The following is a 25,231-nucleotide window of genomic DNA, read 5'->3' as shown; positions in this document are numbered from 1 at the left end:
TCGCGCGGATTTGTAGCCAGTGTGACGACGCGGCCGCGTGTAGGCCATTTGCTTTTTCCGATCGCGGCGATAGGCGTCGTCTTGCACGGATAATGCGTGGGGTCCGCCCCTGCCATCACGCCCATGTCCATCGTCCTCACCGACTTCGCCCTGCCACGACTGTTCCCGCGCGAGCCTCGCCGCAACACCATCCAGGGCTGCACGCCCGAGGCGTTCGAGCGTCATCTCAACCAGGTGGCACCGCTTAAGGTGCTCGACGGCTACGCGCCGTTCTGCAAGCTGCACGTGCATCGCAACTGGACCTCCACCCGATGCCTGGCCGTGCCGATCACCGACGACAACCGTCACCTGCTGCGCTCGGACTACGAGGCGCGCACGCGGGAGGAGCTGCCGGTGCTGGTGCGCTGGTTCGAGGGGCTGGAGCCGCCGGTGGCCGGTTACCTGATCCCGATCCTGTACAGCCGCGAACAGCTGGCGAAGGAGGGCTCGCCGATCGCGGCGGACTGGGGCGTGGTGGGATGCATGTACACCGCCGAGCCGGAGGAAACGCCGATGGCGCCGATCACCATGATGCGCAATGCCCTTGGCGTGGAGGAGGGCGGCTCGGGTGTGCCGCTGGATCGGGACGCCTATCGGCGCAGCGTGGAGTTCTGGCGCGCGCATGCCAACTGGCGCGGGTGAGAGCGAATGCGTCCTCGATGGCGGCGCAGTCAGGTTAGATTCCCGGTAGAACTAGCCGCCGGATGACCGATCCGCGGTCACCGCTCATCGCGAGAGAACCATGAACAACAGCCCAGACACGACCAACCCCGGCCGCCGTCGCTTCCTGCAGTCCACGGCGCTGGGGGCGGCCGCACTGCCCGCGGCGATGCTCGGCGGTACCGCCAGCGCGAAGGACGCCGCAACGGGCGCCATCAAGCTGCCGCCGTCGATCCTCGCGCTGCAGCCGGTCGCCTCGCAGGTGGTGCCGATCACGGACGATGAGCGCCGGGCCCGGCTGGCCAGGGCGCAGGAGCTGATGGGCCGGCTCGGGATGGACGCCATCTATCTCGACGGCGGCACCACGCTGGACTACTACACCGGCATGCGCTGGTGGACCAGCGAGCGCCTGATGGGCATGGTGTTGCCGCGCTCGGGCGATCCGGTGTACGTCACGCCCGCATTCGAACGCAGCCGCGCGCTGGAGCAGATCCGCTTCGGGCACGACGTACGCACCTGGCAGGAAAACGAAAGCCCTTACGCGGTGGTCGCCCGGGTGATGCGCGAGAGGCATGCCGGCGCGGGCGTACTTGGCATCGAGGAGAAGGTGCCGTTCTTCCGCGCTACCGGCCTGGCCGAGGCCATGCCGCAGGCGAAGCTGGTTCCGGCCACGCCGGTCACCGCCGGCTGCCGCGCGATCAAGAGCCCCGCGGAGCTCGCCCTGATGCAGGTGGCGTGCAACGCCACTCTGGCCTTGTACAAGGCGATCTGGCAGGGGCTGGAACCGGGCATGACCCAGCAGCACATCGGGGCATGGGTGGAGGCGGGCTACGCGCGCATGGGCCTGCGCGGCGATGCCAGCATCAACGTGGGCGAGTTCACCGCGCAGCCGCACGGCTCGCGCGAACCGCAGGTGATTCGCGAAGGCACGCCGGTGATGCTGGACGACGGCTGCTACGTGGAAGGCTACATGAGCGACCTCACCCGCACCTTCACCCTGGGCAGGGCCAGCGACAAGATGAAGCGGGTGTTCGACATCGTGCGCAAGGCACAGCGGGCAGCGCTGGCCGCGGCGCATCCGGGCGCCACGATGGAGTCGGTGGACGCCGCCGCGCGCAAGGTGATCACCGACGCCGGCTACGGCCCCGGCTACACCTATTTCTCGCACCGCCTGGGCCATGGCATCGGCATGGACATGCACGAGTGGTACTACCTCGTGCAGGGCAACACGCGCCGGATCGAGGCGGGCATGACCTTCAGCGACGAGCCCGGCATCTATATCCCCGGCGAGTTCGGCGTGCGGCTGGAAGACGACATGCACGTCGCGGCCGACGGCGCGCGCTGGTTCACGCCGCAAAGCCCGTCCATCGAGCAGCCGTTCGGTTGAGCTGCGGGGCGATCCCAGCATGGCCAGGAACACCACCACCTCCCGATTCGATGCCAAGCTGCTGCGCCCTGGCGAACCGCGCGACGCGTCGTGGGCGTTCGTGGTGCTGCCCGCGGAAGCCAGCGCCAGGTTGCCGCGGCGGGGAAGGACGAGCGTGGAGGGCACGCTCAACGGTCACGCCTTTACCGCCACGCTCGAGCCGGATGGCCAACTGAGCCACTGGCTCAAGGTGGATGAGGCGCTTCGCAAAGCCGCTCGTGCCGCCATCGGCGACACGGTTGCGCTCGAGATCGCGCCGGTGGCCGAGGAACCGGAGCCGGAGCTGCCGCCGGACCTGCGCCGGGCGCTGGACGACACCCCCGGGGCGTGGGCGACCTGGGAAAGCACGACCACCCTGGCGCGCGTGGACTGGATCCACTGGATGACTTCCGCCAGGCAACCGGCCACCCGCGAGAAGCGGGTGGCTGACGCCTGCGACATGCTCGCCTCGGGCAAGCGGCGGGTCTGTTGCTTCGATCCTTCCGGCTACTACAGCAAGGCCTTTGGGGCGCCGGAGTCGGCGGACGAGGCGTAGCCACGCTCTGCCTTGCTTCCGTCAGCGGCAGGCGGCGCCAGGCCGAAGCGTTCCGCCCAGAGTCCCTGGTGAAGTTCCCGTACTTACTCGTACTGGCGCCATCCGTGGTGCTCGCTCTTCAAGCCGGCTTGCCGTCCCGCCGGCGCTCCTGCGGAGTGGAGAAGGGACGGTGATCCCGGGCAGGCTCGATAGGGCCCGCGTTGTGAGCGGGCCCGGTCCCTGGTGACGGGGACGACGTTCGTCCGCGGATCGGCTCCCCCTCAGCCGCCGTGCGCCGCTCCTGACACCACCGGCAGCAGCACGGCGCTGCGCCCGTCCGCCCCATGCTCGATCGTCACCGTCGCCTTGCGGTAGTCCGACGGCTTGGCGAAGAGGATGTTGGGCACGTAGGTCTGTGGGTTGCGGTCGTAGAGCGGGAACAGGCTGGACTGGATCTGCACCATGATCCGGTGGCCGGGCTGGAAGGCGTAGTTCACGGTCGGCAGGCGGAACCTGTATTCCTGTACCTGGTTGGCCGGGATGGGGGAGGGCTCGGCGAAGCTCTTGCGGTAGCGGCCGCGGAAGATGTCCAGCGACACCGGCAGCTCGTAGCCGCCCATCGCCGGATCGGCCGGATACGTGCCCGGGTAGACGTCGATCAGCTTGACCACGAAATCGCCGTCGGTGCCGGTGGTGCGGGCGAACAGGTCGGCGATCGGCGCGCCCTGGACGGTCACGGCTGTCGTCAGCACGGGCGTGACGTAGGACAGTACGTCGGGCCGGTCGACCACGAAGCGCTGGTCCTGCACCAGCCAGGTGCGCCAGCGGTCGTTCTTCTGCGGGATCGGGCGCGGCAGGAAGGGCACGGGCTTGGCCGGGTCGGAGACGTAACTGTCGCTCCCGCCGGCCGGCGCCTGGAAGCCCAGGGCCATGTCTGCCTGCAGGTAGAGCGGGGTGAGCCGCTGTTCGCTGGCCGGCTTCCAATCGGAGAAGCTGTCCCAGCGCTGCGCGACCGGGTTGTAGATCATCGCCTCGGGCAGCGGCTTGGGCAGCGGCGTGCCGCGCAGGTAGTGCTGGAACCAGGGGATCAGCACCTGCCGGCGGAACTGCGCCGTGGTGTCGCCCGGCCACTTGAGCGGCCCGATGGCCCAGCCGTCGCGATTGATCTGGCTGTGCCACCAAGGGCCCATCACCAGGTGATTGTTGGCGCCGTGCCCGGCCTTCTCAAGCGCTTCCCAGGCATGCACGGCGCCGTAGATGTCCTCCTGGTCCCACAGGCCCTGCAGCCACATCGTCGGCACGCTGGAGGGATGGGCGACGAGCAGCTTGTCGAGCGCCTGCAGTTGCCAGAACGCGTCATAGGCCGGATGCGCCGCGAAGCGGTTCCACCAGGGCAGCTGCTTGAAGCCATGGGCCTCGGCGTAGGCGCCGGCCGAGCCGGCCTTAAGGAAGTTGGTGTAGTCGTCGTAGTTCTCGCGCGGGACGCTTTCGCCTTCGCCCTTCGCCGTCGTCTGCTCGGTGAAGTAGTCCAGGTTGACCTGGCGCAAGGCGCCGTAGTGGTACCAGTCGTCGCCCATCCAGCCGTCGATCATCGGCGACTCCGGCGCCGCGACCTTCAGCGCCGGGTGCGGGTGGAGCAGGGCCATGGCCACGGTCCAGCCGTCGTAGGATGAGCCGATCATGCCGACCTTGCCGTTGGACTCCTTGATGTTCTTCACCAGCCAGTCGATGGTGTCCCAGGCGTCGGTGGTGTCGTCGGTCTTGCTCGGGTTGAGCGGCCCCATCGGCGGGCGCGTCATGACGTAATCGCCTTCGGAGCCGTATTTGCCGCGAACGTCCTGCCAGACCAGGATGGTGCTGCCGTCGGCCCAGTCCTTGTTGCCCGACCACACCGCATCGGCCAGGTGCGGGCTGTTCTCGGGCATGAAGCCGCTTGCCTTGTAGGGTGTGCGCTCGAGCAGCATCGGCAGGCCACGGGCGCCCTTGGGGATCGCGATCACGGTGTGCAGCTTCACACCGTCGCGCATCGGGATCATGACCTCGCGCTTGACGTAGTCGACGTCGCCCTGCGGCGTCTTCCAAGCGGCCGGGATGTCGGACCCGGTCTGGATCATGTCGGGCGTGACCTTCGCGGCATCCTGCCCTATCGGCGGGCGGGCGAACGCGGCGGTGGACAGGAGGCAGGCGAGCGAGACGAGCGCTGGAGCCAGGGCGGCTTTCTTCATGGCTGGAGGATCCTCTTGGGGTGACCGCACCTGTCGTGGTGCATTGCGACTATGGGAATGCCCGCCGGGAATTTGCAAGACATCGAAAGGCCTGGCCGAGCCCTCGTTGAGCCGCCGGGGACGTCGCCGGCACGCCGGGCCTCAATGGGGAGTGCCGAGATGGTGAAGGCGACGGACGATGCAGTGCCGGAGGCCACGGCCGGGTCCGGACGCGGGCTTACTCCGGGCTCATGCGTGTTCGCGGCGAAGATAGAAGCCGCTGTAGCCGTCCACGTCGTGATCGTGGGCGAAAGGTATGCGGCATCTGCGGTCATCGTTGCGCCATGCATCGACCACGCGATAACCCAGCCTGGCCATGGCCTCGAGGAAGGCCGGCCGCGCGTGGATGCGGTAGGGCACGCAGGCGAATCCCATGTTCTGCAGCGTGTGGAAGTCGCGGGTGGGATGCATCGGCGTCAGGTTGACCAGCAGGTGCGCCGGCGGCCGCGAAAGCGTGCGCAGCCAGGAGGCAAAGTCGTAATCGAAGTATTGCATCGCGCCGAGTACCAGCAGGACATCCTGGCCGTCGGCCCGTTGCTTGTCGTCCGCGAAGGACAGCCGCCCGGCCGGGTCGTGCGCCTGCGCCCAGGCGCGGCCGGCGTCCATCGTGGTGGGCAGGTCGCTCACGGTCCACTGCAGGTCCACTGGAAAGGCCCGGTAATGCTGGAACGCGTAGTAAGCCACGCCGATGTGGCCGCCGAGGTCGAAGACTCTGCGGTTGCCCTCGTCGAGCAGGCGCGAGACCCAGTAAAGCACCGGGTAGTCTCCGATGGAGAGTTGCCGCGTGCGCTCCCGGTATCGCGCAGCCGCATCGGCGTTGTCGTAGCTGCCGAGCAGCGAGGCAGGCACCGCGCGCAGCGCATCCGCGTAGCTGGCGTAGACGCCGTGGTAGTGGTTTCCCTTGCGCTGGCGCGTGAAGAAGCGCCGGTAGAGCAGCCGCGCGAGCGGTGCAAGGGCAGGCAGCTTGAGGGTCTCTATCGCAATGCCGCGCAGGCTCATGGCAGCTCCCTTGACGTCGCGTACCAGCGGATTTGCGGTGGCTACTATTGCCGAGCCACGGCGCGGATGAAAGGGGAACCCATCGGCAATCCACATGGGGCCGCCGATCGGATGGGTTTGGATCGGCGATGGCCGATCGACCCCGTGCGGGCGGCGGCCCGGAAGTTAGGCCATGGGCCTTGCCGCGCTCCCTGCGGCGGCCTGTGGGGGTACTACTTCTCCAGCGCCTTCACCGCGTCGAGCGTTTCCTGCACGTGCTTGTTGGGGCTGAGATTCGAGTAGACGTGGGTGATCTTGCCCGAGGGGGCGATCACGTAGGAGGTGCGGTCCGACCAGCCCGGCCGCATCGGCAGCAGTGCGTCGTAGCGCTTGGCAATCGCCGCGCCCGGGTCCGCCGCTACCGGGAACTTGCCGCTGCAGTGCTCGGTTTCCTTCGAGAACGCGGCCAGCTGGTCGGTGTTGCCGGCGGTCACGCCGATTACCGTGGCGTGCTGCGCCTTGAACTTGTCGATGGCCACCGAGAAGAGGTGGGCTTCCAGGTTGCAGCCGGAGGTGTGGGCGGCGGGAAAGAAGTACACCACGACGGGCCCCTGCTTGAGTGCATCGGCGAGCCTGAAGGTGAAAGGCTGGCCGGCGAGGTAGGCCGATGCGGTGAAATCGGGCGCCTGCGAGCCTTCCTTAAGGGCAGCGATCGCCGGCGAGGCGAGGGTGGCGGTGGCGAGGAGGGCGAGCGTGGCGAGCTTGGTCGAAGGCTTCATGGCATGGCTCCTTAGGGTTTGCGGTAGAAGCAAAGCATGCGCCGAAAGTGTCCTGGCGGGTGCAGCCGGCCCGGCGCGGCTGCTTGTCCCAGCGCGGGCATGCGGCCGGGCAGCGGCCGTACCTCGCGCGGCGCCTTTACCATGTACCGCGCGTCAACCTCTCAGGAAGCCCATGTCGTGCGCGAACCCGGCGGCGATCACGCGGATGTCGATGAATAGGTCGGCCAGTCCGAAGGTGACCACGAAGGCGCAAAGATAGAACAGGCCGGGGTGGGTCGTTTCGTAGCGCAGCACCCAGCGTCCGGCGGCCAGCACCGACGAATTGAGCATCAGCGCCACGCCCAGCACGCCCAGCGCGGTGCCGCCGATGATGTCGGAGGTGTAGTGGTAGCCCAGGTAAATGCGGGCGAAGTCGAACAGGAGGGCGGCCGCGGCCGCGATCAGGCCGGCCCTCCGATTGCTGCGATAAAGGATGTAGGCGAGGCCGGCAAATACCGTGGCGTGGTCGCTGGGAAACGAACTCCAGCCGCTCAGCTTGTTCGGCTCCACGCCTGCGGTCAGCTGGAACGCCAGCAACGGGTCGTGCAGGGGGCGCAGGTGGGAGGGAAGCAGCAACTGGAACAGCCGGCTGGCCAGCCCGCAAACCAGTGCGGTCAGGGTGCCGACCATCAGCTGGGCGCGCTCGTGGATCCCGGGATACTGGAACCAGCAGTACCAGACCAGCCCCACCAGGATCGAACCGGACAGGAACGGGCCTTCGTCCAATGCCAGGAAGAAATGGTCCAACAACCGATGGCCACGGGTCGCCAGGTTGATGGCGGAAGTTATGGAGCGGTCGAGGCCGCCGCCGCCTGCGGCCGAATACACGGTCATCGCGGCGAGAACGATGCCGCTCGCCACGGCCGCGGTCAGGCCCCTCCCATGGTGAAGTCGGTGCACTACTACCTGGCTCATGAGGCTCCCTCAGGCTGTGTTGCTGCTTCCGGCGCTAAGCCCGCAAAGGCCCACCCGGCCCGCAGGCTGCCATCGGGAACGTGAAAACGGGCTCCACTGTGGGGTACCGGGCCTTCCAGTCCGCACCGCACCGCGCCGGCCCTGGATGGCTGCCGGAGCCGGGGCAAACGCAGGTACGAACAGCCTCTGGATGGACGTCGACTCACCGGCACGAGCGTGGCGCATGGCGGCTTCGATCTGGCCCGGGGTGTCTACGGCTTCACTACCGCCGGCCCCGATGCGGAATCTCCGGGCGCCACGCGTCCGCTGCGGGAAGTGTTGCGAATCCTGGATGCCGACCGTTTCAGCTGCGTCTCCAGATGGGCCTCGCGGGGTCCCGGGGGTTACTGCCAACGCGACTTGCATACGTAGCACTTCCATGTATATTGCCACGAGGTAAAGCGGTAGCCCGACCGCGCTGCGCAGCGGACCCTCCATGGCAATCAACAAGGATCTGGTAGCCGCCTCCTCGACCCCGATCGTGCTGGCGATCCTGGCCGAGGGCGACAGCTACGGCTACGCGATCATCCAGCGCGTGCGCGAGCTGTCCGGCGGGCACATGGCGTGGACCGACGGCATGCTTTACCCCGTCCTGCACAGGCTGGAGCGGCTCGGCCACATCCAGGCCCGCTGGGAGACCGCCGACAGCGGTCGTCGCCGCAAGTACTACCGCATCACGCCGCCGGGCCGGGAGCAACTGGCCGAGGAGCGCCGCCAGTGGCTGGCGGTGGACGCGACGCTGCATGCCATATGGAATGCGCTCGTCGCCGCCGACCCGGCCGGCCATCCCGCGTTCGCTGCACCGCTGCCGCAGGGGGCCTGATCCATGCCGACATCCGCACAGGCCGTATCGCTTGAAGCGCAGATCGAGCAATGGCGCAGCTACCTGCGCCGGCGGCAGGCGATCCATGCCGTCGACGTTGCGGAACTTGAAGACCACCTGCGCGAACAAGTGGCGGGCCTGGCCGGCGCGGGACTGGCCTCGGACGAGGCTTTCCTGGTGGCGGTCAAGCGCATGGGCGACCTGGACGCCCTTTCGCGGGAATTCGCGCGGGAGCACTCCGAGCGCCTGTGGAAACAGCTGGTGGTCGCCGCGCCGGAGGGCGCGTCGCCCGCCGGAGTTCGCACGGACGCGCTGGCCGCCTTCGGGCTTGCGCTGGCCGCAGCGGCCGCGATCAAGCTGCCGGCGCTGTTCGGTATGCAGCTGGACCGCGACGCGGGCTTCTATGCCCGCAACCTGGGGCTGTTCGTGCTGCCTTTCCTGGCCGGCTATTTCGCCTGGAAGCGAAAGCTCGGCTGGCGGACGCTCGGCGGGCTGGCGATCGCGTTTGCCGCGGCGGCTATGTTCGCCAACCTCTACCCGTTCAGGGCGAAGGGCGCCACCGAAGCGCTGACCGTGCTGCACCTGCCGATCGCGTTGTGGCTGCCGGTCGGCATCGCCTACGCCGGCGGCCGCTGGCGCCAGGGCGACGGGCGGATGGACTTCATCCGCTTTTCCGGCGAGCTGTTCATCTACTACGTGTTGATCGCCCTGGGCGGCGGCGTGCTGACCGCGTTCATGGCGATGATGTTCGAGGCGATCGGGCTCAAGGCCGAGCCCGTGTTCGCCACCTGGCTGGTGCCGTGCGGCGCCGCCGGGGCCGTGCTGATCGCGTCGTGGCTGGTGGAGGCCAAGCAGAGCGTGATCGAGAACATGGCGCCGGTGCTGACGCGCCTGTTCGCGCCGATCCTCACCGTGGTGCTGCTGGTGTTCCTGGGCACGGTGCTGTGGACCGGTCGTGGCATCGAGATCGAGCGCAACGTGTTGATCGCCTTCGACCTGCTGCTCGTACTGGTGCTGGGCCTGCTGCTGTATTCGCTTTCGGCGCGCGATCCGCAGGCGCCCCCGGGCGCATTCGACGTGGTGCAGGTGGTGCTGCTGGCCAGCGCGCTGTTGGCCGACGCGCTCGCCCTGTGGGCGATCGTCGCGCGCATCGGCGAATTCGGGTTCACGCCCAACCGCGTGGCCGCGCTGGGCGAGAACGTGATCCTGCTGGCCAATCTGGCCTGGTCCGCGGTGCTCTACCTGCGCTTCCTGCGCAGGCGCGAGGCGTTCGCCCGCCTCGAGCGCTGGCAGACCGACTACCTGTACGTGTATGCCGGCTGGGCCGCAGTGGTCGTTGTGCTCTTTCCGCCGCTGTTCCGATATGTGTGAAAGGGTCGGTGCATGCTTTCTCTTCGCCTCGGCGGGACTATCCTTTAGCGGTTGCGGCTGACGCCGCGTGTCCCGGAGGTGTGTCATGGCGATGAAGTCGGTTCGATGGATACCCGTGTTCCTGCTGGCGGCCGCGCTGCCGGTCGCCACCCAGGCGAAAAGTGATGCCGTGGTCAAGCAGGTCGCAACGGCCAGCGCGCATGCCGGCATGGCGCTCGGCGCCGCCGATCTGAAGATGGCGCACGCGCACCTGCATCACGTCATCAATTGCCTGGCCGGCCCTTCCGGCGAGGGCTACGACGCGCAGGAAGAGAACCCGTGCAAGGGCATGGGTCAGGGGGCGATCGTCGATGCCAAGGGCGACCAGGCCACCGTGACCCGCCTGCGCGAGGCGCTCGAACAGGCCGAGCACGGAACCAGGGCCGCGACGGTGGCCGACGCCCATGCGGACGCGCAGCGCGTCATGTCCAGCTTGCAGGCGAAATGACGCCTACGGCCGCGGGTGCCCCGCGCTCCGCGGCCAACCCGGCCGGCGCCCATCGGTGAAGAGGTCTCCATGAAGCATCCGTTCAAGGTCGGCGACCACGTGCGCTGGAACTCCGAAGCCGGCCACGTCACCGGGAGGATCATCAAGGTGCACACGCGCGATACCGACTACAAGGGCCATACGCGCCACTGCAGCGAAGAAGACCCGCAATACGAGATCCGCAGCGACAAGACCGGGCATGTCGCCATGCACAAGGGCTCGGCCTTGCACAGGATCGATTGAAGCGGCCCGCGCGATCGGCGCTCAGCGCCGGGTGGCCAGTACGCCGTCGAGCGCCAGTTGGGCCTTGAAGCCGGCTGATTCCAGCCGCTTGGCCACTTCGCGCGGAACGTCGCGGCCGCTGGTGAGCTTGTTCGGGCTGCCGGTGTAGTGGAACAGCCACCCGCTGCGGCGAAGCACGCGCGCGAGCTGTCCATAGAACGCTTGCGAATAAAGCTCCCCGGCGATGCCGAAGCGGGGCGGATCGTGCAGCAGCGCATCCACCGAGGCATCGGGAATCTGCGCGATTTCCTGCGAGACGTCGCCGTGCACGAGTTCGAGGCGTCCGCCGCTGGCTGGTGCATCGGGATCGGGCGACCACGGATTGAGCGTGCGCAGCCACAGCACGTCGGCGTTCTTCTCGAACGAGCGGACGAGCGTCGCGCCCGCCTCCAGGCAGCACGCGGCGAAATAGCCCAGGCCGCCGCAGGTATCGAGCACCACCTTGCCGCGCGGCTGGACCAATTCCACCTTGCGGCGCGCATCGTCGAGCGGCGATGCCTTGGACGTGGGCAGCATCTTGATGCCGTCGATCTCGAAGGTCGGCGCCCCCCACTCGGTGGGCACCAGCTTGATCAGCGAACCGGAGAAGCGCGACGCCGGCGCGAACGCTTCGTCGTCCCAGTAGTAGATCGTGCGGTCCTTCAGCCCGACGGGATAGGGATAGCTACGCCCGCACCACTGCCATTCCTCCGCATGAAGCCGGGCAGTGCCGCTCGTGCGGCCAAGGTCGAGCGAGCCGCTCCACTCGTCGGCGCCGGCATCGCGTGCCTCGAGCAGCGAACCGGCGACAGCTTGCGTCAGCAGGGGGCCGGCATAGTGCGCCACGGCGGCGGCTGTCCTTGGCGAAGGGGGCGGCATCGTAGCGCACCGCAAGGCGATGCAGCAGGAGCGCTGCCTGATGGCCGCAGACCAAGCGACGCACTTGAGGCGGCCGGCTTGGGGGCGGTGCGGTCCGTGTGCAGGCCCGTCAGGACCAGGCCCAGAGACCGTCGGTTCCAGCCAGTAGGCTGGTCGCCAGCATCACCTCGTTGATGTCGCGGTGTTCGCGCCACGAAGCGGAGCGGCGATGGACCGGATCGAGCCAGAACGCCTGGATCGCCTGGCGCAGCGGCAGGTAAGTGAGCAAAGCCTCGAGCATCGGCCGCATGCGTCGGCTTTCGGTGGGGGGCCATTCGGTCAGGTGTACCGCCAGCTGCTTTAGCCCGCCCAGGCCGATGGCCAGGCCCAGTTCGCGGAATCCCAGGCGCAGTTCTGCCGGTGCGCCAAGCTGCAGGGAGAGATGGGGCAGGCTCGCGGCCGCATTTTCCAGCACGTGCTCGAGCAGCGGTCCATGGCCGCCGTGGCCGGCCCGCAACAGCTCTTCCAGCCGCAACGCATCCATCAGCAGGCTGCCGAGGCCCAGCGGATCGCCGGTGGCGAGCGGGCTCTCGCGCATCATGACACGGTAGTCCGCGATGGCCTGGTCCATTTCAGGGGTCGCGTCCGTGCGCAGCGCGAGCGCGGTGACCAGGCCATCCAGCGGATCGTGCTGGCCCATCGATGGGACCAGTGGCCGCGACAGATCGGTGCTCATCTTCCAGTACATGCGCTTGCGGCCGCCACCGGCCGCGTGGGTGAAGGCGCGATGGGCCGTATCGGCCAGCTCGCGCGCCCAGCGTGTCAGGTGCGGCTCGCCGCGGCGCCGGCCCAGCTGCTCGAGCGCCCGCATCCAGCGCGTCAGGTAGTGGAAATACTGCCCGTCGCGCTCCCACTCCAGCCGCTCGTCGAAGGCTTGTTCGCTGGCGCGCTCGGGCAGTGGCTTGCCTATGCGAAGGCCGGCGCGGGTGGGATGTTCGCCATCAGCCTGCCCGCAAGCGCCGCGCAACCAGCCGCTGCGCGTGTCGTCGGCACGGAAATGACCGAGCAGTTCGTGCACCTGCTCGACCGTGCGTTGCGCCAGGGCATCGAAGCGGGCGTCCGCACCAGCTTCGGCCAGGTACTGGAAGTTGCAGGCGGCGAACGCATCGGTCCACAGGTAGCGCACGGGAGCCGTGCCCGAATCCAGGCCGGTGCGCTGGGCGAACTGGTCCATGAGCTCGGCCGCGGCGATGAGATCGGAGGCAGCCATCGGGTTGCGATAACCAATCGCGCCGCTAAGGCGCGTGAAGCCGGTCTACGAGGGGCGACGCGGGCGGGCTTGCCTGGCCTGCGCATGCGCCTTTCCGCCGTCGATGCCACGGCTCACCATGAGCGAACCCTGACGTGCGCTTTCCTGGCCTGGCGGTGCGGTGCGCCAAGCGGCCGGAAAAGTGACATCGAAACCGATGCCAGCCGCAGGCGCCAACCAAACAGGGCTGCCACGAGCAGGCCAGCGGGCAGGGCCTGGTGCAGCGGCACCATGGCGACCACGACGGCAGGGGTGGGCAGCGTTTGCCAGCGGTCGTTCGACCCGGATCATTCGTTCAAGCGGGGTAGTCCAGGCTGGGATACCAGTCGGTGCCGCGCCCTTCCGGCGTGCAGTCGAGCACGGTCCATAGCGGCATCAGGTCGGGCGCGCCGCGCGGATCCTGGCCGGGGTCCGCGCTTTCGGGCCCCATCTCGCCGCTCCAGAAATGCCTGATGGTGCCGTCGCGGCGGGTGAACACGTTGAACGCCGCCTGGTCGCCATCGCCACCATCGGCATCCACGCCGAAATAGTCGCGGCTGTAGGCGCCGTCGATGTCCGAGTACAGCTTCAGGTGACGCCAGCCGCGCTCGCGCCGGAAGGCGGCGAGGCGGTCGATGGGCGAGCGGGCCACCACCGCCAGGGCGAAGCGCTGCTCCATGTCGCGCGCCTCGCCGTCCCAGGCGCTGAGCAGCGAGGTGCACATCGGGCAGGGACGCTTGCGCTGCGGACCGAACATGTAGCTGTAGACCACCAGCGTCTGCTTGTCGCCGAACAGGTCGGCGAAGCCGAGCGGACCGGTCTCGCCCTCGAAACGATAATCGCCGGTGACCTCGCCGCCGGGAGGCAGCGCCCGGCGCTGCTCGGCCACGCGTTCGAGATGGCGGCGCAGTTCGATCTCTTCGGTGAGCAAGGCCTGGCGGGCGCGGCGGTAGGCGTCGCTTTCGTTGGGAAACCGCAGGCGGTTGCGCAGGGCCAATTCGGCGGCGGAAGTGAGCGGGGTCATGTTGGTCTCCGTGGTAGCGATCAGTCGCGATCGGGCGCGCCGAGCGGGAAATAGGCGCGATACGGCCTGGCCTCGTCCACCGCGCGGGCGAACGACGGACGTGCCAGCAAGCGGGTGCGATAGGCGCGCACGCGGGAAAAGGCCGGGGCGATGGAATGGGTCCAGTCGGCGTAGAACAGGAAGGGCGCGGCCGCGCAGTCGGCCAGGCTGAAGTCGTCGCCCGCGGCCCATTCGCGTCCATCCATATGCCGGTCGAGCCAGGCATAGGCGCGTTCCAGCTGGGCCTTGGCCTCGGTCACGCCATAGGGGTCGCGACTGCCCTCGGGACGAAGGGCGTCGAACACGGCCTTCTGCTGCGGCGTGGCGACATAGTTGTCGAAGAAGCGGTCGAGCATGCGCACTTCCAGCGCGGCCTTCGGGTCGGTCGGGACCAGGCGCTTAGGGCCGGGATAGTGCACGTCCAGGTATTCGATGACGCAACTGGCCTCCAGCACCACGCGCTGCCGATCGACCAGGATGGGAAAGCGTTGCAACGGCCACAGCGCGGCCAGCTCTTCGCGGGCCAGGGGATCCTCCAGCGAGCGGTACTCGAATGGCGTGTCGTGCTCATACAGCGCGATCAGCGCCTTCTGGCTGTAGGAGGAGAACGGATGGGCGTAGAGCCTGGGCGAGGGCACGGCTGCATTCCTTATGGACTCGCCTCACGACGCGCGAGCGGGAAGGAATTCGACATGGCCTTCATCCGGTGGGCCGGTCGCGCGATTTTGCGCTGGCCGGGGCGTCGCTGCAGGACTACGATCGTCGGGCGGGGTGGCAGACCAAGGAGGTTTCCCATGAAACGGCATTGCGCATTGTTGCTGCTGGGTACGCTGTCCGCCGGCCAGGCTGCGATGGCGGAACAGATGTCCATCAACCAGTTCACGCCCCGGGTCATGCCGGTGCTGGTGCAGGTCGACAGGGCTGGCAAGGTGACCGACGTTTCGCCCGCGGTGGACCTGGCGCCACGCTATGACCGGCTGCTGCGAAATACGCTGGACCAGATGATCACCCGGCCGGCGAACGACCATGGTCACGCGGTCGCGAGCCAGTTCGTCATCAACCTCGGCCTGCAGACTTCGCCGCGCCCGGACGGGAAGTACGACGCCCGCTTCGTTTACGTGTCGACCTCTCCGGTGCCGCCCGGCCAGTGGTATTGGGTGCACATCGACGGCCATCGGCTCGCGTTGAGGAACCGCAACGAGTTCACGCCACACCAGCGGTATTTCGAACGCCGGCAGGATCCTACCTGGTACGAGCGTCCCGACCGCATCGAGCCGCCGGTGCAGAACGCTGCGCAGAATGCGCCGGCGCCGCTTCCGCGGAGGCGGCAGTAGCACGCGCTTCCTGCTCCGCCGTGGGCGGCGCAGGAGTCATCCGTTGCGTGCGGTGTCGATCCCGCACGCAACGGTTCGTCGTACCGTGAGTCGCGCCGCGGCGGCGCGTCCATCACGGAGAACACCATGCGCTTCCTTTCGATGATCCGGATCCAGGAATCCGGCAAGCTGCCCAGCGAGCAGTTGATGGCCGACATGGGCAGGCTGGTCGAGCAGATGACCCGTGAAGGCACCCTGGTCGATACCGCCGGGTTGCGCCCCTCCGCCGAAGGCGCGCGGGTGCGACTGCAGGGCGGTCGTCTGTCGAGCACGGACGGCCCATTCACCGAAGCGAAGGAGGTCATCGGCGGATACGCGATCCTGCAGACCGATTCCATGGCGCACGCGATCGAGCTGACCAAGCGCTTCCTGGCACTGCACGGCGACGAGTGGGACCTCGAGTGCGAGATGCGGCAAATCGAGGAACCGGACAGCGAACACTGCGGTGCGGCACGGGCGATGGCGGCGGCTGCCGGCTGAATGCACGGCGCGCTGCCAGCCCATGCCTTACATTGGCTCGGCCACCGCGGAGGATGCCCGTGATTTCCGATCGTGACCCGCAGCCACGGCTTGTCGGCCGCAGTAGTTCGCACTTCACCCGGCTGGCGCGGCTGTTCGCCGCGGAGCTGGGCGTCGCCTGCGCGTTCGTGCCTGTGCACGACCTGGCCTCGCGCGACCCGGCCGACTATGCGGGCAACCCTGCGCTCAAGTTGCCGGTGCTGGTGCTGAGGGAAGGGCCGGTATTCGGCGCGGAGAACATCTGCCATGCCCTGGTCCCGCTGGCCACCACCGACCTGCGCATCGTGTGGACCGACCAGTTGCCCGACCTGCGTGCGCGCAACGCGCAGGAACTCATCTGGCACGGTATGGGCGCGCAGGTGCAACTGGTTTTCGGCATGCAGGTGGCGCAGCTGCCGGCGGGGAACGTCTATTTCGCCAAGGCGGCCGAGGGTTTCCGCAACGCGCTGGCCTGGCTGGATGCCAACCTGGAAGCGGTCCTGCAAGGCCTGCCTCCGCGGGACTTGAGCCTGCTGGAAGCTTCGCTGTTCTGTCTGCTCGATCACCTGGAGTTTCGCGACACCCTGCCGGTGGCGCCCTATCGTCACCTGGCCGCATTCGCCCAGGCCTATCGCCAGCGGCCCGCCGTGCAGGCCACCGTCTACGCGTTCGACGTCGCAACGGCACCCTGAGGTCGCCTACGTCACCCGCATGATGCGATGGCGCCGACACGCCCGGCAGGATGATCGCGCCCGCGTCGATCCAGACGTTGCGGCCGGCCCGCACGGGGCGGCCCGATTCTTGTCCTTCTCGTTGCGCTTGTCGGGCGTCACTGGCCCGCTGTTTCGTCCTGCGAGCCGGGCGCTTCGTAGTCCGGGTCCTCTGCGTCGTGCGGGTGCTTCAGTGCCTCGCGCATGGCTTGCGGCAGGTGCTCCATGTCCAGGATCACCTTCCCCTCGTGCACGTCGCGGATGGCCTCGGCCGGCAGCGTAAAGTCGCCGCCGTTCTCGATGTTCACCACCAGTTCCCTGCTGTCCGCGTGAACCTCGCGCACGGCGCCCACACCCACGTCGCCATCGGCGACGAAGACCATGTAGCCGGGTTCGATCGGTTCTTGCATGGGCTTGCCCTCGTTCGCTGGACGGCGCAAGTGTGCGGCCGCGGCCGTGCGGGCCGGGTGATGGTCAGGGCAAGACCGCACGCACCAGCAGCCGGTCCAGCGCTCGGACGTGCGGCACCCCAATGCCGTTGGGGTCGCCGTGCACGAAATGGGTCACGTGCGGCACGGGATCGTCGAAGGCTGGCCCCAGCGCCTGGGACAGTACCGCGCGATAGGAGTGCATCGCCGGCAACTGCAGGTGCTCGATCAGCGACCAGCACTCGAGCAGGCCAGTGCCGGTGCGTTTGGTTTCGTGCAACAGCGCGTACCGGCCGGTGCGCCGCGGTATCCATCGCAGCGTTTCGTACAGCGCGCGCAGCTGTGGTTCGCCATAGCCGGCCGCGGCACGGGCCATCTGCCGGTCGAGCAGGGTGACGTGGAACTCCTGCTTGCGTGCAAGCCGCACGCCGTCGATCTGGCAACGCTCGCCGAAGGGCGTAGCCATCAGCGCGGCCAACAGCGGCAACACCAGGGCTCGCTCGGCATCGAAGCCGGGCCAGGCGATCGCAGGGTGGGCGGGCGTGTCCATGTGCGAAGTGTGCCGCGAGGGGACTCGGGACCGAGCGAAGGCGGATTGACGCCAGCGCGGTAAATCCGTACCATTTTGGTCTTGATTTAACGAGGCTCGGCTCCCCATGCTCCGCGTCAGCCGCCTGACCGATTACGCCACGGTGGTGATGACCTGCATCGCCGCCCATCCGCAGGACGTGCTCAGCACCGCGCAGATCGCCGAGGAGACCCGGCTGGAGTTGCCGACCGTGAGCAAGCTGCTGAAATCGCTCGCCCATGCCGGGCTGGTGGAATCCTTCCGCGGCGTCAATGGCGGCTACCGGCTGGCGCGGCCGGCGGGCCAGATCAGCCTCGCGCAGATCGTCGAGGCGATGGAAGGACCGATCGGCATGACCGAATGCAGCGTCGAGGGCCAGTGCGAGCGCGAGTCGCAGTGCGGCGTGCGCGGCAGCTGGCGGCGCATCAACAACGTGCTCGACAGCGCGCTGCGCGCGGTAAGCCTGGCGGAGATGCTGCAGCCGTTGCGCCCGACGGTCGCCACCGTGGCGCTGAGCGAGCTGAAAGGCAGGACCCACGCATGAGTGCCGAATCCATCGAAAGCCGGACCGACGCCGCCGCGCTGCGCGACAACGCCGAGGTCGCCGAGGCGCTCGGCCGCAACTACGCGGCCGGCTTCGTCACCGACATCGAAAGCGTCAGCCTGCCGCCGGGCCTGGACGAAGACACCATTCGCCAGCTCTCGGCGATCAAGCGCGAGCCGGAGTGGATGACGCGATGGCGCCTGGAGGCCTTCCGCCACTGGCAGGCCATGCCCACGCCGGACTGGGCCAAGCTCAAGATCGACCCGATCGACTACCAGGCGATCAGCTATTACTCCGCGCCCAAGACGGCGCCCAGGTCGCTGGACGAGGTCGATCCGGCGCTGCTGGAGACCTACGAGAAGCTGGGCGTACCGCTGCACGAGCGCGCGGCGCTCGCAGGCGTGGCGGTGGACGCGGTGTTCGACTCGGTCTCGGTCGGCACCACCTTCCGCAAGAAGCTGGCCGACGCCGGGGTGATCTTCTGCTCGATGAGCGAGGCGATCCGCGAACATCCGGAACTCGTGCGCAAGTACCTGGGCAGCGTGGTGCCGCAGGGCGACAACTTCTTCGCCGCGCTCAATTCCGCGGTGTTCTCCGATGGCAGCTTCGTGTTCGTGCCGGCCGGCGTGCGCTGTCCGATGGAGCTGTCCACCTACTTCCGCATCAACGCGCAGAACACCGGCCAGTTCGAGCGCACGCTGATCGTCTGCGAGGACCGCGCGCACGTCTCCTACCTGGAAGGCTGCACGGCGCCGCGGCGCGACGAAAACCAACTGCACGCGGCGGTGGTGGAACTGGTCGCGCTGGAAGGCGCCACCATCAAGTATTCCACCGTGCAGAACTGGTATCCCGGCGACGAGAACGGCGTCGGTGGCATCTACAACTTCGTGACCAAGCGCGGCGACTGCCGCGGCGCCGACAGCAAGATCAGCTGGACGCAGGTCGAGACCGGCTCGGCGGTGACCTGGAAGTACCCGTCCGTGGTGCTGCGCGGCGACCGCTCGGTCGGCGAGTTCTACTCGGTGGCGCTCACGCACCACTTCCAGCAGGCCGACACCGGCACCAAGATGATCCATCTTGGCAAGGACACCAAGTCCAAGATCGTTTCCAAGGGCATCTCCGCCGGGCGCAGCTCCAACAGCTACCGCGGCCTGGTCAAGGTGGAGAAGGGCGCCGAGCGCGCGCGCAACTACACCCAGTGCGACTCGCTGCTGATCGGCAAGAAGTGCGGCGCGCACACCTTTCCGTACATGGAGGTGAAGAACCCCACCGCCACCGTCGAGCACGAGGCGACCACCTCGAAGATTTCCGACGACCAGCTCTTCTACTGCCGCAGCCGCGGCATCGGCGAGGAAGACGCCGTGTCGATGATCGTCGACGGCTTCTGCAAGCAGGTCTTCCGCGAGCTGCCGATGGAGTTCGCGGTGGAGGCCAAGAAGCTGCTCGAGGTCTCGCTGGAAGGCGCGGTCGGATGACCACTGCCGCCACCACTGCGCATCCCGGCGGCACCGACCTGCGCGCGCTGCTGGCCGGACTGAACCCGCGCCTGCATCCGGCGCCGTGCCGGTTCCTGTTCGTCGCGCACGACCAGGCTGCCGCGCGCATCCCCGAGGCGCTGATGATGTTCCGCGAGGACGAGGGCGTCACGCTGATCGTCGACCACGACCTGGAGGGCGGTGAGGTCGTCGCCGACCGTCTGCTGTGGGCGCAGATCACCCTGGGCGTCGAATCCAGCCTCGATGCGGTAGGCATGATGGCCGCCGTCTCGGCCGCGCTCGCCGCGCGCGGCATCTCCTGCAACCCGGTTTCCGCGTTCCTGCACGACCACGTGTTCGTGCCATGGAACCGCCGCGAAGACGCGCTCGCCGCGCTCGCGCACCTGTCTTCCTGATGGACCCGACCATGCCCACGCCGAACCTGCCCACGCAGACCCTGCTCAAGATCGACAACCTGCACGCCCGCGTCGAGGGCAAGGACATCCTCAAGGGCCTCTCGCTCGAGGTGAGGCCGGGCGAGGTGCACGCCATCATGGGCCCCAACGGCGCGGGCAAATCCACGCTGGGCAACGTGCTGTCCGGGCGCGAAGGCTACGAAGTGACCGAAGGCTCGGTGCTGTTCGAAGGCCGCAACCTGCTGGAGCTCGAGCCCGAGGAGCGCGCCGCAGCCGGCGTGTTCCTGGCATTCCAGTACCCGGTGGAGATCCCGGGCGTGAACAACACCTATTTCCTGCGCGCGGCCTTCAACGCCCAGCGCAAGGCGCGCGGCGAGGCCGAGCTCGACTCGATGCAGTTCCTCAAGCTCGTACGCGAGAAGCTCAAGATCATGCAGCTCTCGCCGGAGCTCCTGAACCGTGCGGTCAACGAGGGCTTCTCCGGCGGCGAGAAGAAGCGCAACGAGATCTTCCAGATGGCGCTGCTAGAGCCCAGGCTCGCGATCCTGGACGAGACCGACTCGGGCCTGGACATCGATGCGCTCAAGCAGGTGGCCGAGGGCGTCAACGCGCTGCGCTCGCCGGAGCGCTCGTTCATCGTGGTGACGCACTATCAGCGCCTGCTCGACTACATCGTTCCGGACTTCGTGCACGTGCTGGCCGGCGGGCGCATCGTCGAGAGCGGCGATCGCAGTCTCGCGCTGAAGCTGGAAGAGAGCGGCTACGCATGGATCGGCCAGCACAGCGAGCCTGCTGGAGCTTCGGCATGACCCAGATGGCCCGCACGCCGTTCGTGGCCGCGCTGGCCGAGGCGCCTTTGCCGGCCAGCGCCACCGCCTGGCTGGACCAGGCGCGCCGCCAGAACCGCGATGCCTTCGTCGATGCCGGGCTGCCCGATACCCGCGTGGAGGCCTGGAAGTACACCGCGCTGCGCGCCCTGGCGCAGCGCCGCTACGCCAGTGGGGATGCGCTGGCGCTCGAGCGACCGGTGGAAGCCAGTCTGCTCGCGCTGCCGGGCTCGGACGGCCCCGCGCTGGTGTTCGTCAACGGCGTTTTCCGTGCCGACCTTTCCGCGTTCGATGCGCTGCCCGATGGCGTGGACCTGAGGCCCCTGTCGAGGGCACTGGCCGAGGTGCCCGAGTCCTTGCGTTTCGCCTTGTCCCGCCACTACCGCGGCCCGGGCGATGCGTTCGCGCGCGTCAATGCCGCCTTTGCCTCCGACGGCGTGGTGCTGCGCATCGGCGCCGGCATCCAGGTGCCGGTCCCGGTGCGCCTGGTGTTCGTCGGCGCCGGCGCCCAAGAGGATCTGGCCTGGCATGTGCGCAACCTGGTCGACCTGGGCGTGGGCAGCGAGCTGACGCTCATCGAACAGCACCTGTCCACCGGCGGGCAGGCGCATCTGGGTACCGGCGTAGCCGACTTTGCTCTGCAGTCCGGCGCCAAGCTGCATCACGTCGTGCTGCAGCAGGCGGACACGGGCAGCAGCCTGGTTCGCCGCAGCCACTATCGCCTCGATGCGCGTGCGCAGGTCCAGCTGCATGCGCTGGAGCTGGGCGGTGCGCTGGCGCGCCACGACCTGCGCGCCGAACTGGTGGGTGATGGCGCGGCATTCCGCACCGATGGCGCGTTCCTGCCGAACGGGCGCCAGCACATGGATACGCAGCTGGCGATCCATCACAGGGCGCGCGACACCCTGTCCTCGTCGACCTGGCGAGGCGTGGCCGGCGGCCGTGGGCGCGGCGTATTCCGTGGCGCTATCGTGGTCGAGGCCGGCGCCGACGGCAGCGATGCCACGCTCAGCAACAAGAACCTGCTGCTGTCGTCGCAGGCGGAAATCGACACCAAGCCCGAACTGGAAATCTACGCGGACGAAGTAAAGGCCGCACACGGCGCCACCGTCGGCCAGCTCGACGAACGCGCATTGTTCTACCTGCGCTCGCGCGGGATTCCAGGTGACCAGGCCCGCTCGCTGCTGACCGCCGCCTTTGCCCGCGTGCCGTTCGAGTCGTTGCCTGACGAGACGCTGCGCACCTACGTCGAACAGTTGCTGCTGGCGCGACTGCCCGGCTGATCCGTTCTGCTTGCTCTCCTGCGGCGCGGGAGAGGCGGCACCCGCCTCGGCGCGGTCGTACGCAAGCCCAGCTTTTCTTCACATCCGGCAGGCTAAAACATCGTGATCGATCCTTCACAAAGCGAGACCCCGATGGCCGCCACCGCCGCACACGCACACAGCGCGCCTGCCGCCTTCGATGTCGAGCGCGTCCGCACCGACTTTCCGCTGCTCGCCCGCAGTGTGCATGGCAAGCCGCTGGTTTACCTGGACAACGCCAACACCAGCCAGAAGCCGGCGGCGGTGATCGAGGCGATGGACGCGCACTACCGCCTGCACAACGCCAACGTTTCGCGCGCCGTGCACCAGCTCGGCGAGGAGGCCACGCTCGCCTACGAGGGGGCCCGCGACAAGCTCGCCCGCTTCATCAATGCGCCTTCACGCAACGAACTGGTGTTGACCTCCGGCACCACCCAGGCGATCAACCTGGTGGCCTACAGCTTCGCGTTGCCGCAGCTCAAGCCCGGCGATGCGGTTCTCACGACGTTGATGGAGCACCACGCCAATATCGTGCCCTGGCAACTGGTCGCCCAGCGCAGCGGCGCCGCGGTGAAGTTCGCGCCGATCGACGAGCGTGGCCAGCTCATCGTCGAGCGCTACCTGGAGATGCTCACGCCGGAGGTCAAGCTCGCCTGCCTGGCGCACGTTTCCAACGTGCTGGGCACGGTCAACCCGGTGCGCGAGATCGCGCGCGAGTGCGCGCGTCGCGGCATCCCGCTGCTGGTCGACGGCTCGCAGGCCGTGCCGCACCGGCCGGTGGACGTGCAGGCGCTGGGTTGCGACTTCTACGCCTTCACCGGGCACAAGATGCTCGGTCCCACCGGCACCGGCGCGCTGTGGGCGCGCCGCGCGCGCCTGGATGCGATGCCGCCGTTCTTCGGTGGCGGGGACATGATCCGGCAGGTGCGCGTGGACGGCACCACCTTCGCCGATCCGCCGCACAAGTTCGAAGCCGGCACGCCCAACATCGCCGGTTTCGTCGGCCTGGGGGCGGCGGTGGACTACTACCGCGAACTCGACCTGGATGCCGCCCACGCCTGGGAACAGCAGCTGCTCGCCTACGCGACCGAGCGGTTGCATGGGGTCCCGGGACTGCGGCTGTTCGGCGAGGCGGCCGAAAAGGAGCCGGTGCTCTCCTTCCTGATCGAAGGTACGCAATCGACCGACCTGGCCACGCTGCTCGACCTGGAGGGCGTGGCGGTGCGCTCGGGCCATCATTGCGCCCATCCGCTGATGCAGCACTACGGCGTGCCCGCCACGCTGCGTGCCTCGCTGGCCTTCTACAACACCATGGACGAGGTGGATGTGTTCGTCGCGGCGCTGCAGAAGGTGCGCAAGCTGCTCATGTGATCGCCCCGCGGTCGAGCTTCGTCCGCGGACACCAAGCGCGCTTGCGCCAGATCAGCGATCGCACGGGCGGCCGCTGGTTATCATGGGCGCCATGACCACCCCGCATTCCCTTCCCACGTTCCGCGCTGCCACCCTGGCGGACGTTCCCGCCGTGGTCGCGCTGGTCGAATCGGCCTATCGCGGCGATTCCGGCCGCCGCGGCTGGACCACCGAATCGGACCTGCTCGACGGCAGGCGCACCGACGACGCCGACGTCGGTGCCTTGATCGCGCGCCCGGACAGCCGGATCGTGCTGCTGGAGCGCGACGGTCGCCTATTGGGTAGTTGCCATGTGGAGCGCCAGGGCGATGCGGCCTATTTCGGCATGTTCGCCATCGACCCCACGCAACAGACGGGCGGCCTGGGCAAGCTGCTGCTCGCGCAGGCGGAGAACATAGCGCGCGGGGAGTGGCACTGCCGCGTGATGGAAATGACCGTGATCGTGCAGCGTGCCGAACTCATCGCCTGGTACGAGCGCCGCGGCTACCGCCGCACCGGGACCTACAAGCCATTTCCCTATGGCGACGAGCGCTTCGGCTTGCCGCGCCGCGACGACCTGCGCTTCGAACTGCTGGTCAAGGAACTGGCCGGAGCGTCCGCATGAGCCTGGCAGCGGAAGGTTGGGTGCGCGTCTGCGCGGCCGGCGAGCTGCTGCCGGGCGAGTTTCGCGTGGTGTACGACGGCGATACGCCGATCGCGGTCTACAACGTGGACGGCGGCCTGTACGCGATCGAGGATGTCTGCACGCACGACGGGGGCGACCTTGCGGGCGGCGAGGTGTTCGGCTTCGAGGTCGAGTGCCCCCGCCACGGTGCGCGCTTCGACCTGCGCACCGGTGCGGTGACCCGCCCGCCGGCCTACGAACCGATCGCGGCTTTCCCGGTGCGCCAGGAGCAGGGTTCCGTCTGGACGCGCGACGACCGCTGAGTGCTACGCTGGCGTGGGGGTTTCCGGGGAATACCGATGCTGCGTCCGTGGCGCGCGCCGCTCGCGTTTGGTGTGCTGTTCGTTCTCTACCAGTCGGCCGAGGGCGTGGGCGCCCGCTGGCTGCGCGACGTCGTTGTCCAGGATGGCCTGATGATCGCCAGCGTGCTGGCGGCTTGGCCGTTGTCGCGCTGGCTGGGCTGGAAAGGCTACGGTGCTTATGCGCTCCGGTGGGCACCGGTGCGCGTCTGGTTCTGGCTTGCCGGCGGGCTGGGGCTGGCCGTGGCGGGCAAGGCCTTGGCCGTTGCGGTGGGCCTGCGCCTGGGCGTCTATGCATCCGACAGCGGCGGACTGGTTTGGAACGGGTTTTCCGCCGGCGCGCTGGCGATGCTGCTCGTGGGCACCTTCGTACCCTCGCTGGCGGAGGACATCCTCACGCGCGGATTCTGGTATCGCGCCGCCGGTGTCCATTGGCGGCGCGGCCTGGTTTTCGTGGCGTTCTCCAGCCTCATGTACGTGCTCAACCACATCTACCGGCTGGAGCGTGGACCGCTCGAATGGGCGATGTTGTTCTGCTTCGGCCTAGCCTATGCGACGGCGCTGTGGCGCAGCGGCACCTTGTGGGCTGCGGTCGGGTTGCATTGGGGATGGAACCTGGCCAACGGCCTGCTTGCGGTCGACACGCTGGATCCGCGCCGCGGCGCGGCGCTTTCGGCGATCGCGCACCTGGGCATCCTGCTGGTCGTGCTGGTGCTCCCGGTGCGCCGGCTAGATGTGTAAACCCACCAGGTTGTTCATGGTGATGCGGGTGATTGGGGCCCGGTAATCCAGGCTGGCGTGTGGCCGATGCCAGTTGTACTGGTGTAGCCAGGTCAGCCAATGGGCGGCGCGCTGGGCAGAGTGCTCGTAGCTGC

At 68.2% G+C, this 25,231-nt stretch carries 29 protein-coding genes and 1 pseudogene; 19 read left to right on the top strand and 11 right to left on the bottom strand.

Annotation, left to right across the window (positions count from 1 at the left end):
• Nucleotides 1-123 precede the first annotated feature (123 nt).
• The 3 genes from VGU65_RS10740 to VGU65_RS10730 all read left to right on the top strand — a co-directional run bounded on the left by VGU65_RS10740 (nucleotide 124) and on the right by VGU65_RS10730 (nucleotide 2,660).
• Nucleotides 124-681, top strand: a complete 558-nt coding sequence (locus tag VGU65_RS10740) for a DUF3228 family protein (RefSeq protein WP_327475553.1) — start codon at nucleotides 124-126, stop codon at nucleotides 679-681.
• A gap of 100 nt (nucleotides 682-781) precedes the next feature.
• On the top strand, nucleotides 782-2,086 hold the full coding sequence (locus tag VGU65_RS10735; protein WP_327475551.1) for a M24 family metallopeptidase: 1,305 nt from the start codon (nucleotides 782-784) through the stop codon (nucleotides 2,084-2,086).
• 19 nt (nucleotides 2,087-2,105) lie between these two features.
• Nucleotides 2,106-2,660, top strand: a complete 555-nt coding sequence (locus tag VGU65_RS10730) for a YdeI/OmpD-associated family protein (RefSeq protein WP_327475549.1) — start codon at nucleotides 2,106-2,108, stop codon at nucleotides 2,658-2,660.
• Nucleotides 2,661-2,920: 260 nt separating this feature from the next.
• On the opposite strand, the gene VGU65_RS10725 is transcribed toward VGU65_RS10730, so the two are convergent.
• The 4 genes from VGU65_RS10725 to VGU65_RS10710 form a co-directional block, all read right to left on the bottom strand.
• The gene (locus VGU65_RS10725; protein WP_327475547.1) at nucleotides 2,921-4,864 is read right to left on the bottom strand and encodes a CocE/NonD family hydrolase; all 1,944 of its coding nucleotides are present in this window, start codon (nucleotides 4,862-4,864) and stop codon (nucleotides 2,921-2,923) included.
• A 228-nt stretch (nucleotides 4,865-5,092) separates the two neighbouring features.
• On the bottom strand, nucleotides 5,093-5,902 hold the full coding sequence (locus VGU65_RS10720) for a TIGR04325 family methyltransferase (RefSeq protein WP_327475545.1): 810 nt from the start codon (nucleotides 5,900-5,902) through the stop codon (nucleotides 5,093-5,095).
• A gap of 212 nt (nucleotides 5,903-6,114) precedes the next feature.
• Nucleotides 6,115-6,660: a peroxiredoxin gene (locus tag VGU65_RS10715; protein ID WP_327475543.1), complete on the bottom strand. Its 546-nt coding sequence runs from the start codon at nucleotides 6,658-6,660 to the stop codon at nucleotides 6,115-6,117.
• Between the two features lie 153 nt (nucleotides 6,661-6,813).
• On the bottom strand, nucleotides 6,814-7,614 hold the full coding sequence (locus VGU65_RS10710) for a phosphatase PAP2 family protein (protein ID WP_327475541.1): 801 nt from the start codon (nucleotides 7,612-7,614) through the stop codon (nucleotides 6,814-6,816).
• A gap of 475 nt (nucleotides 7,615-8,089) precedes the next feature.
• Here VGU65_RS10710 and VGU65_RS10705 point away from each other — a divergent pair, with 475 nt between their 5' ends.
• The 4 genes from VGU65_RS10705 to VGU65_RS10690 all read left to right on the top strand — a co-directional run bounded on the left by VGU65_RS10705 (nucleotide 8,090) and on the right by VGU65_RS10690 (nucleotide 10,616).
• Nucleotides 8,090-8,476: a PadR family transcriptional regulator gene (locus VGU65_RS10705; RefSeq protein WP_327475539.1), complete on the top strand. Its 387-nt coding sequence runs from the start codon at nucleotides 8,090-8,092 to the stop codon at nucleotides 8,474-8,476.
• Between the two features lie 3 nt (nucleotides 8,477-8,479).
• Nucleotides 8,480-9,847, top strand: coding sequence for a permease prefix domain 1-containing protein (locus VGU65_RS10700; protein ID WP_327475537.1), 1,368 nt, complete (start codon nucleotides 8,480-8,482; stop codon nucleotides 9,845-9,847).
• A gap of 85 nt (nucleotides 9,848-9,932) precedes the next feature.
• The gene (locus VGU65_RS10695; protein ID WP_327475535.1) at nucleotides 9,933-10,334 is read left to right on the top strand and encodes a hypothetical protein; all 402 of its coding nucleotides are present in this window, start codon (nucleotides 9,933-9,935) and stop codon (nucleotides 10,332-10,334) included.
• Between the two features lie 69 nt (nucleotides 10,335-10,403).
• Nucleotides 10,404-10,616 carry a hypervirulence associated TUDOR domain-containing protein gene (locus VGU65_RS10690; protein ID WP_327475533.1) on the top strand — a complete coding sequence of 71 codons (213 nt, stop codon included), beginning with the start codon at nucleotides 10,404-10,406 and terminating at the stop codon, nucleotides 10,614-10,616.
• Between the two features lie 21 nt (nucleotides 10,617-10,637).
• Here VGU65_RS10690 and VGU65_RS10685 read toward each other — a convergent pair whose 3' ends face one another.
• The 4 genes from VGU65_RS10685 to VGU65_RS10670 all read right to left on the bottom strand — a co-directional run bounded on the left by VGU65_RS10685 (nucleotide 10,638) and on the right by VGU65_RS10670 (nucleotide 14,481).
• Nucleotides 10,638-11,480, bottom strand: a complete 843-nt coding sequence (locus tag VGU65_RS10685) for a class I SAM-dependent methyltransferase (protein WP_327475531.1) — start codon at nucleotides 11,478-11,480, stop codon at nucleotides 10,638-10,640.
• Nucleotides 11,481-11,622: 142 nt separating this feature from the next.
• Nucleotides 11,623-12,762 carry a hypothetical protein gene (locus VGU65_RS10680; RefSeq protein WP_327475529.1) on the bottom strand — a complete coding sequence of 380 codons (1,140 nt, stop codon included), beginning with the start codon at nucleotides 12,760-12,762 and terminating at the stop codon, nucleotides 11,623-11,625.
• A gap of 334 nt (nucleotides 12,763-13,096) precedes the next feature.
• Nucleotides 13,097-13,804, bottom strand: a complete 708-nt coding sequence (locus VGU65_RS10675) for a DUF899 family protein (protein WP_327475527.1) — start codon at nucleotides 13,802-13,804, stop codon at nucleotides 13,097-13,099.
• Between the two features lie 20 nt (nucleotides 13,805-13,824).
• Nucleotides 13,825-14,481 carry a glutathione S-transferase family protein gene (locus VGU65_RS10670; protein ID WP_327475524.1) on the bottom strand — a complete coding sequence of 219 codons (657 nt, stop codon included), beginning with the start codon at nucleotides 14,479-14,481 and terminating at the stop codon, nucleotides 13,825-13,827.
• A 156-nt stretch (nucleotides 14,482-14,637) separates the two neighbouring features.
• Between VGU65_RS10670 and VGU65_RS10665 the strand changes: the two genes are divergently transcribed.
• From VGU65_RS10665 to VGU65_RS10655, 3 genes are all read left to right on the top strand, one after another.
• Nucleotides 14,638-15,177 carry a hypothetical protein gene (locus tag VGU65_RS10665; RefSeq protein ID WP_327475522.1) on the top strand — a complete coding sequence of 180 codons (540 nt, stop codon included), beginning with the start codon at nucleotides 14,638-14,640 and terminating at the stop codon, nucleotides 15,175-15,177.
• Between the two features lie 126 nt (nucleotides 15,178-15,303).
• Nucleotides 15,304-15,696, top strand: a complete 393-nt coding sequence (locus tag VGU65_RS10660) for a YciI family protein (RefSeq protein WP_327475520.1) — start codon at nucleotides 15,304-15,306, stop codon at nucleotides 15,694-15,696.
• Between the two features lie 59 nt (nucleotides 15,697-15,755).
• The gene (locus tag VGU65_RS10655; RefSeq protein WP_327475518.1) at nucleotides 15,756-16,406 is read left to right on the top strand and encodes a glutathione S-transferase N-terminal domain-containing protein; all 651 of its coding nucleotides are present in this window, start codon (nucleotides 15,756-15,758) and stop codon (nucleotides 16,404-16,406) included.
• 137 nt (nucleotides 16,407-16,543) lie between these two features.
• Here VGU65_RS10655 and VGU65_RS10645 read toward each other — a convergent pair whose 3' ends face one another.
• Together VGU65_RS10645 and VGU65_RS10640 are read right to left on the bottom strand one after the other, a co-directional pair.
• On the bottom strand, nucleotides 16,544-16,834 hold the full coding sequence (locus VGU65_RS10645; protein WP_327475516.1) for a hypothetical protein: 291 nt from the start codon (nucleotides 16,832-16,834) through the stop codon (nucleotides 16,544-16,546).
• 64 nt (nucleotides 16,835-16,898) lie between these two features.
• Nucleotides 16,899-17,402: a hypothetical protein gene (locus VGU65_RS10640; protein WP_327475514.1), complete on the bottom strand. Its 504-nt coding sequence runs from the start codon at nucleotides 17,400-17,402 to the stop codon at nucleotides 16,899-16,901.
• 106 nt (nucleotides 17,403-17,508) lie between these two features.
• On the opposite strand from VGU65_RS10640, the gene VGU65_RS10635 reads away from it, so the two are divergent.
• The 9 genes from VGU65_RS10635 (at nucleotide 17,509) to VGU65_RS10595 (ending at nucleotide 25,097) form a co-directional block, all read left to right on the top strand.
• Entirely contained in the window at nucleotides 17,509-17,964 is a 456-nt protein-coding gene (locus tag VGU65_RS10635; RefSeq protein WP_327475512.1) for an SUF system Fe-S cluster assembly regulator, read from the top strand.
• Nucleotides 17,961-19,439 carry a Fe-S cluster assembly protein SufB gene (sufB, locus tag VGU65_RS10630; RefSeq protein WP_327475510.1) on the top strand — a complete coding sequence of 493 codons (1,479 nt, stop codon included), beginning with the start codon at nucleotides 17,961-17,963 and terminating at the stop codon, nucleotides 19,437-19,439. Before VGU65_RS10635 ends, sufB begins: the two co-directional genes overlap by 4 nt.
• Nucleotides 19,436-19,855: an ACT domain-containing protein gene (locus VGU65_RS10625; protein WP_327475508.1), complete on the top strand. Its 420-nt coding sequence runs from the start codon at nucleotides 19,436-19,438 to the stop codon at nucleotides 19,853-19,855. The genes sufB and VGU65_RS10625 overlap by 4 nt, the downstream gene beginning before the upstream one ends.
• A gap of 41 nt (nucleotides 19,856-19,896) precedes the next feature.
• On the top strand, nucleotides 19,897-20,664 hold the full coding sequence (gene sufC / locus VGU65_RS10620) for a Fe-S cluster assembly ATPase SufC (RefSeq protein WP_327476325.1): 768 nt from the start codon (nucleotides 19,897-19,899) through the stop codon (nucleotides 20,662-20,664).
• A complete protein-coding gene (sufD, locus tag VGU65_RS10615; RefSeq protein WP_327475506.1) occupies nucleotides 20,661-21,965 on the top strand; it encodes a Fe-S cluster assembly protein SufD in 1,305 nt (434 codons plus the stop codon). The genes sufC and sufD overlap by 4 nt, the downstream gene beginning before the upstream one ends.
• Nucleotides 21,966-22,097: 132 nt before the next feature.
• Nucleotides 22,098-23,354 carry a cysteine desulfurase gene (locus tag VGU65_RS10610; protein ID WP_327475504.1) on the top strand — a complete coding sequence of 419 codons (1,257 nt, stop codon included), beginning with the start codon at nucleotides 22,098-22,100 and terminating at the stop codon, nucleotides 23,352-23,354.
• Nucleotides 23,355-23,445: 91 nt separating this feature from the next.
• The gene (locus tag VGU65_RS10605) at nucleotides 23,446-23,997 is read left to right on the top strand and encodes a GNAT family N-acetyltransferase (RefSeq protein WP_327475502.1); all 552 of its coding nucleotides are present in this window, start codon (nucleotides 23,446-23,448) and stop codon (nucleotides 23,995-23,997) included.
• Nucleotides 23,994-24,320, top strand: coding sequence for a non-heme iron oxygenase ferredoxin subunit (locus VGU65_RS10600; RefSeq protein WP_327475500.1), 327 nt, complete (start codon nucleotides 23,994-23,996; stop codon nucleotides 24,318-24,320). The genes VGU65_RS10605 and VGU65_RS10600 overlap by 4 nt, the downstream gene beginning before the upstream one ends.
• 36 nt (nucleotides 24,321-24,356) lie before the next feature.
• Nucleotides 24,357-25,097 (top strand): CPBP family intramembrane glutamic endopeptidase, encoded by a 741-nt coding sequence (locus VGU65_RS10595; protein WP_327475498.1) that lies wholly within the window; start codon nucleotides 24,357-24,359, stop codon nucleotides 25,095-25,097.
• Here the strand turns inward: VGU65_RS10595 and VGU65_RS10590 are convergent.
• Nucleotides 25,086-25,231, bottom strand: a pseudogene (locus VGU65_RS10590) (IS481 family transposase); the annotation flags it as partial. The gene VGU65_RS10595 and the pseudogene VGU65_RS10590 sit on opposite strands and share 12 nt — an antisense overlap.

The sequence above is a fragment of the Frateuria sp. genome (assembly GCF_035943815.1).
Classification (GTDB): Bacteria; Pseudomonadota; Gammaproteobacteria; order Xanthomonadales; family Rhodanobacteraceae; genus Frateuria_A.
Note: the sequence above shows the minus strand (reverse complement) of the source record. Positions and strands in the feature narration are given on the sequence as shown.

Bases quoted from the DNA above. Each gene is read 5' to 3' on its own strand.
- VGU65_RS10740 (WP_327475553.1), top strand. From the start codon at position 124: ATGTCCATCGTCCTCACCGACTTCGCCCTGCCACGACTGTTCCCGCGC.
- sufD (WP_327475506.1), top strand. From the start codon at position 20,661: ATGACCCAGATGGCCCGCACGCCGTTCGTGGCCGCGCTGGCCGAGGCG.
- VGU65_RS10605 (WP_327475502.1), top strand. From the start codon at position 23,446: ATGACCACCCCGCATTCCCTTCCCACGTTCCGCGCTGCCACCCTGGCG.
- VGU65_RS10610 (WP_327475504.1), top strand. From the start codon at position 22,098: ATGGCCGCCACCGCCGCACACGCACACAGCGCGCCTGCCGCCTTCGAT.
- VGU65_RS10680 (WP_327475529.1), bottom strand. From the start codon at position 12,762: ATGGCTGCCTCCGATCTCATCGCCGCGGCCGAGCTCATGGACCAGTTC.
- VGU65_RS10640 (WP_327475514.1), bottom strand. From the start codon at position 17,402: ATGGACACGCCCGCCCACCCTGCGATCGCCTGGCCCGGCTTCGATGCC.
- VGU65_RS10710 (WP_327475541.1), bottom strand. From the start codon at position 7,614: ATGAGCCAGGTAGTAGTGCACCGACTTCACCATGGGAGGGGCCTGACC.
- VGU65_RS10725 (WP_327475547.1), bottom strand. From the start codon at position 4,864: ATGAAGAAAGCCGCCCTGGCTCCAGCGCTCGTCTCGCTCGCCTGCCTC.
- VGU65_RS10635 (WP_327475512.1), top strand. From the start codon at position 17,509: ATGCTCCGCGTCAGCCGCCTGACCGATTACGCCACGGTGGTGATGACC.
- VGU65_RS10645 (WP_327475516.1), bottom strand. From the start codon at position 16,834: ATGCAAGAACCGATCGAACCCGGCTACATGGTCTTCGTCGCCGATGGC.
- VGU65_RS10715 (WP_327475543.1), bottom strand. From the start codon at position 6,660: ATGAAGCCTTCGACCAAGCTCGCCACGCTCGCCCTCCTCGCCACCGCC.
- VGU65_RS10735 (WP_327475551.1), top strand. From the start codon at position 782: ATGAACAACAGCCCAGACACGACCAACCCCGGCCGCCGTCGCTTCCTG.
- VGU65_RS10625 (WP_327475508.1), top strand. From the start codon at position 19,436: ATGACCACTGCCGCCACCACTGCGCATCCCGGCGGCACCGACCTGCGC.
- VGU65_RS10720 (WP_327475545.1), bottom strand. From the start codon at position 5,902: ATGAGCCTGCGCGGCATTGCGATAGAGACCCTCAAGCTGCCTGCCCTT.
- VGU65_RS10600 (WP_327475500.1), top strand. From the start codon at position 23,994: ATGAGCCTGGCAGCGGAAGGTTGGGTGCGCGTCTGCGCGGCCGGCGAG.
- VGU65_RS10705 (WP_327475539.1), top strand. From the start codon at position 8,090: ATGGCAATCAACAAGGATCTGGTAGCCGCCTCCTCGACCCCGATCGTG.
- VGU65_RS10660 (WP_327475520.1), top strand. From the start codon at position 15,304: ATGCGCTTCCTTTCGATGATCCGGATCCAGGAATCCGGCAAGCTGCCC.
- VGU65_RS10730 (WP_327475549.1), top strand. From the start codon at position 2,106: ATGGCCAGGAACACCACCACCTCCCGATTCGATGCCAAGCTGCTGCGC.
- VGU65_RS10700 (WP_327475537.1), top strand. From the start codon at position 8,480: ATGCCGACATCCGCACAGGCCGTATCGCTTGAAGCGCAGATCGAGCAA.
- VGU65_RS10675 (WP_327475527.1), bottom strand. From the start codon at position 13,804: ATGACCCCGCTCACTTCCGCCGCCGAATTGGCCCTGCGCAACCGCCTG.
- VGU65_RS10690 (WP_327475533.1), top strand. From the start codon at position 10,404: ATGAAGCATCCGTTCAAGGTCGGCGACCACGTGCGCTGGAACTCCGAA.
- VGU65_RS10595 (WP_327475498.1), top strand. From the start codon at position 24,357: ATGCTGCGTCCGTGGCGCGCGCCGCTCGCGTTTGGTGTGCTGTTCGTT.
- sufB (WP_327475510.1), top strand. From the start codon at position 17,961: ATGAGTGCCGAATCCATCGAAAGCCGGACCGACGCCGCCGCGCTGCGC.
- VGU65_RS10695 (WP_327475535.1), top strand. From the start codon at position 9,933: ATGGCGATGAAGTCGGTTCGATGGATACCCGTGTTCCTGCTGGCGGCC.
- VGU65_RS10665 (WP_327475522.1), top strand. From the start codon at position 14,638: ATGAAACGGCATTGCGCATTGTTGCTGCTGGGTACGCTGTCCGCCGGC.